A 6471-nucleotide genomic window follows, 5' to 3' on the forward strand; every position below is an offset into this window, starting at 1 on the left:
TCAGACGATCCTGCGCACCCCCGCTTCGGGGGTGCAGCCTGGGGTACCGGGGCGGTGCCTCAGGCCGGAGTGAACCTGACGAGGAACAGTTTGGGCCAGTGCTTGCCGGTGAGGTAGAAGGTGCCCTCCTCCTCGCCGGCGGCGATGCCGTTGAGCACGTCGGCCCCGGCCGCGTCCTCCTCGGGCAGCAGCCCGGCGGCGTCCACCACCGCTCCGACCTCGCCGGTCTGGGGGTCGATGCGCACGATCTGGTCGGTCAGCCAGAGGTTGGCCCAGACCTGGCCGCCCACGCACTCGAGCTCGTTGATCTGCGTGACCGGCTCGCCGTCGAGCGTCACGTCGACGGTGCCGGTCTCGGCGAAGGTGACCGGGTCGCGGAAGGTGAGGGTCGGGGTGCCGTCGCTCATGACGAGGCGTTCGCCGTCATAGCAGATGCCCCAGCCTTCGCCTTCGTATTCGACGCTCTCGACGATGTCGAGGGTGACGGGGTCGCGGCGGTGGGCGGTGTGCTCCTGCCAGGTGATCTGCCACAGGTCGGCGTCGGTGAGGGTGAGTCCCTCGGCGAACTGCTCGGGCGGGAGGTCCTGGGACGCGAGCACTTCGCCGGTGCCGGGGACGACGATGCGCACGTCCGAGGCGCCGTAGAGGCCGGCGCTCTCGTAGAGCACGGTGCCGTGCTCGGGGTGCTCGGCGAGCTGGAGGCCCTGGGTGAACGAGTCGGGGTCGTGGTCGAAGGTCTCGAGGACCTCGAAGCCCAACTCCTCCACGCCGGCCTCGGCGGCCACCGTCACCTGGTCTTCGGCGGCGGCGTCGCCGGTGCCGCAGCCGGCGAGGGCGAGCAGGCCGGTCGCGCCGAGGGCCAGGCCGCGCCGCGTCGCGCGTTTCTCATCGAACACTGATCTCATCTCCAGCCGGTACAGGGGTGATGGTTCGTACCGTACTGGTCGAGACAAACGAGGACAAGTGCTCGGACGGGGGCGGCGCTACCGCTTGCGCCACCGGGTCACCGACGCCGACACCGTGACGTCGATCCGCTCGGGGAGCGCGGCCACCGCCGCGGCGAGGGCGTCGGCGTCGAGGTGGCGGGCGCTCGGGCCCATGCCGACCAGCTGCAGCACCTCCTTGTGTCCCAAACCGATCGAATACGAGATGTCGTCGGTCCGCTCGGCCTCGAAGAGGGTCCCGAGCTGGTCGGCGGTCCGCTGCGGTTTCGCGGGGTCGACGCTCAGCAAGTCCAAGGCGCCGACGAGTTCGCGCAGGTGGTCCTGCCGGGGGGTGAGGACCACGAGTGCTCCTCGTGGGTGGAGCACGCGCGCGATCTCGTCGGCGTTGCGGGGGGCGAAGACGTTGAGGACCGCGGCGGCGGCGCCGTCGCGCACCGGCAGTCGCTGCCACGCGTCGGCGAGCACCGCGGCGAGGCGTCCATGGGTTCCGGCGTCTCGCCGCGGTTCGTCGCTTGCGATGACGCGCTTGGCGCAGCGGCGCAGCGCGTACTTCGAGGTGTCGAGCCCGACGCCCTCCCGGGACGGGTCGGCCGCCAGCGCGGCGGCGAGGTAGTGCCCGGTGCCGCAACCGGGTTCGATGACCACGCCGGGCGCGTCGGTGACGGACGCGGCCGCGACGGCGGCCATGAGTCGGTCGTAGACGCCCGAGCCGAGGAAGTCCTCGCGGGCGGCGACCTGGTCGGCGGTGTCGCCGGTGGTCGCGTTCGAGCCGGGCGCGAGCAGCGGCGCGTAGCCCTGCTTGGCGAGGTCGAAGGAGTGCCCGTCGGGGCAGGACAGGCGCCGGTCGGCCTGGGTGAGCGGCTGCGCGCAGTTGGGGCAGGCCAGGGCGGCGAGGGCGGGCAGAGTCATTGAGCCGCTTTCGGATCGAGGAGGCGCACGAAGGCCCGGAACGCGGCGGGCATGTCGAACGACTCGGGCTCGTGGAGCCACTGGAACTGGAGACCGTCCATGATCGCGATGAGGAGCGGCGCGGCCTCCTCCGGGGTGAGCCCGGACGGGAGCCGGTCACCCCATTCCTGGCGCAGGCTCGCGGTGTAGGCCTCGCGGACGCGGCGGTAGCGGAGCTTGAAGAACTCGGCGGCGGGGTGCTCTTCGGTGACGGACTCGCCGAGGAGCGCCGAGAAGGTGCGCACGATGGCCTCGCGGTGGGCGTTGGCCTCGACGACGCCTTGGTGGGCGGCCATGGTCATGGGGTCGGCGATGACGTCGCGGCCGCCGGAGTCCCAGCGTTCGCGCATGAGGAGGACGCCGATGAGGAGGTCCTCCTTGCTCGGGAAGTAGTGGAGGAGGCCCTGCTGGGTGAGGCCGACCTTCTCGGCGACGGCGGCGAGGGTCGCGCCGCGGTAGCCGCGCTCGGCGATGACCTCGATCGCGGCCTTGACGATCTCGTCGCGGCGTGCCTGGCCGCGGGCGCTGTGCCGGGTGCCTTGCTGACTGGGCATGGGTGCTTCTCGAATCTGAGCGGTCGGGTGCTCCAGCATAGAGTGTCACAATTCGATAAACAAATCTACCGATCACTCGGTAGACATGGCAGACTCCGGGTCGTGACTTCCCCTCGCCGCAGCGGAGCGGCCCTATCGATGACGGTCGACCCGACCCCGGCCCCGGCGCGGCCCGCGGCCGCCCCCAAGGGCTTCATCGTGCGTGCGGCCCTGTCGAACTGGGGCCTGTGGACCGCCCTGATGACCCCGTCGATCATCACGCTCGCCGTCCGCGTCGAAGCCGTCGCAGGCGCCGACTACGAGGCCGTCTACGCGATGGTCCTCAGCGTGGGCGCGGCCGTCGGCATGTTCGGCGGCCCGGTCTGGGGCCGCCTCTCGGACGCCACCCGCTCGCGCTTCGGCCGCCGGCGGCCCTGGATCGCGGGCGGCATCGCGGTCGGCACGGCGGGCATCGCGGTGATCGCGTTCGTCCCGCAGGTGTGGGCGCTGGTGTTCGGCTGGGCGCTGGCGCAGGCGGGGTTCAACGCGGCGCTGGCCGGGACGATGGCCTCGGTGCCCGACCAGGTCCCGGCGAAGGACCAGGGCCGGGTCTCGGGCGCGTTCGGCGCGGCCGTCACCGGCGGCATCCTCGCCGGCTCCGGGCTCGCGGCGCTCACCCAGGACACGCGGCTGATGTTCATGATCCCGTGCGCGCTCGCGGTCGCCCTGGCCGCGCAGTTCGTGCTCGCGTTCCAGGACCCGCGGGTGGAGGCCCCGCGGGAGCCGTTCTCGCTCAAGGCGATCGGCGCCACGTTCGTGTTCGATCCGCGGCGCCACCCCGACTTCGGGTGGGTGTGGCTGGCGAAGTTCCTGCTCGTCTTCGGCGGGGCCGCGCCCATGGTCTACATGGTGTACTTCACCGCCGCGCGGCTCGACCTGACCGCGGCCGAGGCCGGCGGGGTCGTGGGCGTGCTCTTCCTGGCCAGCTACGCGCTGCAGACCGCCGTGGCCCTGGGCGGCGGCTGGCTCTCGGACCGGATCGGGCGGCGCCGCCCGCTGTTCGTCGCGTCCGGGCTCATCTCGGCGGCGGGCCTCGTCCTGCTGGCGACCGCGCCGAACCTGCCGATGATCGTGGCCGCGCAGCTGGTGCTCTCGGTCTCCGGCGGGCTGTTCGCCGCCGTGGACGCGGTGCTGGTGTTCCAGACGCTGCCGAACCCCGACGCCCCCGCGAAGGACCTCGGCGTCGCGAACCTCGCCAACGGGTTCCCGCAGGTGCTGCTCCCCTTGGCCGCCACCGCGGTGCTGTCCGTGGGCGGCGGCGGGAACTACGCCCTGCTGTTCGCCGCTGCCGCCGCCGTCGCGGTCGGCGGCGCTGTGAGCGTGCTCCGCGTCAAGCGGGTGCGGTGACCCGCCCGAACTGATACGACCGAAATGACACACCAGAGAAAGGAACGGGAATGAGCGACTGGACGATCCCCGCCGACCGGCCCGAGTACGCGGCGGCCGTGGAAGCGGCCCTGGCGACGATGGACCTCGAGACGAAGGCCGACCTGCTGGCCGGGCTCGACATGTGGCGCACGATCGGCGTGCCCGAGGCGGGCCTGCGGTCCATGACCGTATCGGACGGCCCGATCGGGGTGCGCGGGCGCCGCTGGACCGTCGCGGACCCGTCCCTGGCGCTGCCCAGCCCGACCGCGCAGGCCGCGTCCTGGGACCCGGAGCTGGTGCGCCGCATCGGGAACCTGCTCGCGGCCGAGTCGATCCGCAAAGACGTGGACGTGCTGCTCGCGCCCACCATCAACCTCCACCGCTCCCCGCTGGGCGGGCGCCACTTCGAGGCGTTCAGTGAGGACCCGTACCTGACCGGGCGCATCGCCCAGGCGTACGTCGCCGGGGTCCAGGAGTGCGGCGTGGGCACCACCATGAAGCACTACGTGGGCAACGACGCCGAGACCGACCGGTTCACCGTGGACAACATCATCGGCGAGCGGGCCCTGCGCGAGCTCTACCTGCGGCCCTTCGAGATGATCACCGCCGCCGTGCGGCCGTGGGGCGTCATGACCGCGTACAACTCCGTCAACGGGCACACCATGACCGCGCACAAGGAGCTCATGGCGGTCCTGCGCGACGAGTTCGGCTTCAACGGCTTCAACGTCTCCGACTGGGGCGCCGCCCGCCACACCGTCGAGGGCATCGAAGCCGGGCTCGACCTCGCCATGCCCGGGCCGTTCACGGTCTACGGCGCGGATCTCGTCGCGGCCGTTCGCGAAGGCCGCACCAGCGAGGCGTACGTGGACGACGCGGTGCGCCGCATGCTCACCCTCGCCGCCCGCGTCGGCGCCCTCGAAGGCGTCGAGGCCGCGGTGAGCGAGCGCAATGCCGCCGTCGCCGACCCCGAGGCGCTGCTGCGCGAGATCGCCCAGCGGTCCTTCGTGCTCGCCCAGAACGACGCGCCCGAAGGCGGCGGGGCCGCGATCCTCCCGCTCCGGGCCGACGCGGTCCAGCGGCTCGCGCTCATCGGCCCGGCCGCGGCCAAGGCCCGCGTCCTCGGCGGCGGCTCCGCGACCGTGTTCCCGACCGCAGTGGTCTCCCCGCTCGACGGCCTCACCGCCGCCCTCGGCGACCGCGTCCGGTACGCGCAGGGCGTGGACCTCTTCGAGCAGATCGAGGCCGCGGGCAAGGGCTTCGACCTCAAGGCGCGGCCCGTGCGGGCCGACGGGACCGAACTCGACCCCGAACCGCTCGCGAACGGCGACGTCAAATGGATGGGCTACCTGCCGGGCGACCTCGCCCGTGACGACTTCCGGCTGGCCCTCCTCGACGGCGTCTTCACCGTCGCCGAGACCGGCGACCACGTCTTCGGCACCAGGGGCCTGGGCCACCACCGGCTCGTGATCGGCGACGAGGTCGTCTTCGAGGGCGACCAGGACTACGCCACCGACGACCCGTTCGAGGCCTTCTTCGGCCCCGGCATCGAGCGCGCGACACTGCACCTCGAAGCGGGCCAGGAGATCCCGGTCCGCCACGAGTTCACGCCGTTCTCCTTCCCGCCCGGCTTCCCGCCCTCGGTGCTGTTCGGGCTCATGCACACCCCGCCGCGCCCCGACGAGGACCGGCTCATCGCCGAGGCCGTCGAAGCGGCCCGCGAGGCCGACGTGGCCGTCGTCGTGGTCTCCACGACCGCGCTCACCGAGTCCGAAGGCTTCGACCGGCCCGACCTGCGCCTGCCGGGCCGCCAGGACGAGCTCGTCGCGGCCGTCGCCGAGGCCAACCCGAACACGGTCGTCGTCGTCAACACCGGCTCACCGGTCGAGATGCCCTGGTCCGACGACGTGGCCGCGATCCTCCTCACCTGGTTCCCCGGCCAGGAGGGCGGCAACGCGCTCGCCGACGTCCTGCTCGGCGCCGAACCGGGCGGGCGGCTCACCACCACGTGGCCGCGCCGCCTCGAGGACGCGCCGGTCGTCCAGGTCGTCCCCGAGAACGGCGAACTCCACTACGACGAGGGGATCTTCATCGGCTACCGCGCCTGGGAGCAGCGCGACGGCTACGAGCCCGCGTACTGGTTCGGGCACGGCCTGTCCTACACCGAGTGGGCGTACGAGGACCTCATCGTCACGGGCGGGGAGGCCCGGGTGCGGGTCCGCAACAGCGGCGCGGTGACCGGCCGCGAGGTCGTCCAGGTCTACCTCTCGCCCGAGTCGGGCGTCGACATCGAAGGCGGCATCGAGACCCACCGCCTCGCGGGCTTCGCCGCGATCGAGGCCGCCCCCGGCGAGACCGTCGAGGTCGCCATCCCGCTTGAGGAGCGCTCGTTCCAGTTCTGGAGCGAGGCCCACCGCGCCTGGCGCACCGTCCCGGGCGCCTGGACCGTCGCCGCGGGCCGCAACGTGGCCGACCTGCGCCTCCGGTCCCAGGTCAAGCAGTAAGAAGCGCGGCGGGGGGGGGCCGCAACACCCCCCCCCCCCACGCACCCCAAAAGGATAAAAAACACGCGGGGGGCCCCCGCAGGCCCCCGTGGGTACGCGGCGGGGAGGTGAACCCCC

The 6471-nt window shown here is 72.7% G+C and carries 5 protein-coding genes; 2 read left to right on the forward strand and 3 right to left on the reverse strand.

Annotated features, from left to right (window positions below; genetic code table 11):
- Positions 1 to 59: 59 nt before the first annotated feature.
- The 3 genes from AB0K52_RS03150 to AB0K52_RS03160 all read right to left on the reverse strand — a co-directional run bounded on the left by AB0K52_RS03150 (position 60) and on the right by AB0K52_RS03160 (position 2446).
- Complete coding sequence (locus tag AB0K52_RS03150; RefSeq protein ID WP_363525421.1) at positions 60 to 896, reverse strand: glutaminyl-peptide cyclotransferase; 837 nt, start codon at positions 894 to 896, stop codon at positions 60 to 62.
- Positions 897 to 983: 87 nt separating this feature from the next.
- The gene (locus AB0K52_RS03155; protein ID WP_363525424.1) at positions 984 to 1853 is read right to left on the reverse strand and encodes a putative RNA methyltransferase; all 870 of its coding nucleotides are present in this window, start codon (positions 1851 to 1853) and stop codon (positions 984 to 986) included.
- A complete protein-coding gene (locus tag AB0K52_RS03160; protein ID WP_208496482.1) occupies positions 1850 to 2446 on the reverse strand; it encodes a TetR/AcrR family transcriptional regulator in 597 nt (198 codons plus the stop codon). The genes AB0K52_RS03155 and AB0K52_RS03160 overlap by 4 nt, the downstream gene beginning before the upstream one ends.
- A gap of 102 nt (positions 2447 to 2548) precedes the next feature.
- Between AB0K52_RS03160 and AB0K52_RS03165 the strand changes: the two genes are divergently transcribed.
- Positions 2549 to 3832, forward strand: a complete 1284-nt coding sequence (locus AB0K52_RS03165; RefSeq protein WP_363525428.1) for an MFS transporter — start codon at positions 2549 to 2551, stop codon at positions 3830 to 3832.
- A gap of 50 nt (positions 3833 to 3882) precedes the next feature.
- Positions 3883 to 6354, forward strand: coding sequence for a glycoside hydrolase family 3 C-terminal domain-containing protein (locus tag AB0K52_RS03170; protein WP_363525431.1), 2472 nt, complete (start codon positions 3883 to 3885; stop codon positions 6352 to 6354).
- Positions 6355 to 6471 lie beyond the last annotated feature (117 nt).

It is taken from the genome of Glycomyces sp. NPDC049804 (assembly GCF_040674615.1).
Classification (GTDB): Bacteria; Actinomycetota; Actinomycetes; order Mycobacteriales; family Micromonosporaceae; genus Glycomyces; species Glycomyces niveus.

Bases quoted from the DNA above. Each gene is read 5' to 3' on its own strand.
- AB0K52_RS03155 (WP_363525424.1), bottom strand. From the start codon at position 1,853: ATGACTCTGCCCGCCCTCGCCGCCCTGGCCTGCCCCAACTGCGCGCAG.
- AB0K52_RS03170 (WP_363525431.1), top strand. From the start codon at position 3,883: ATGAGCGACTGGACGATCCCCGCCGACCGGCCCGAGTACGCGGCGGCC.
- AB0K52_RS03160 (WP_208496482.1), bottom strand. From the start codon at position 2,446: ATGCCCAGTCAGCAAGGCACCCGGCACAGCGCCCGCGGCCAGGCACGC.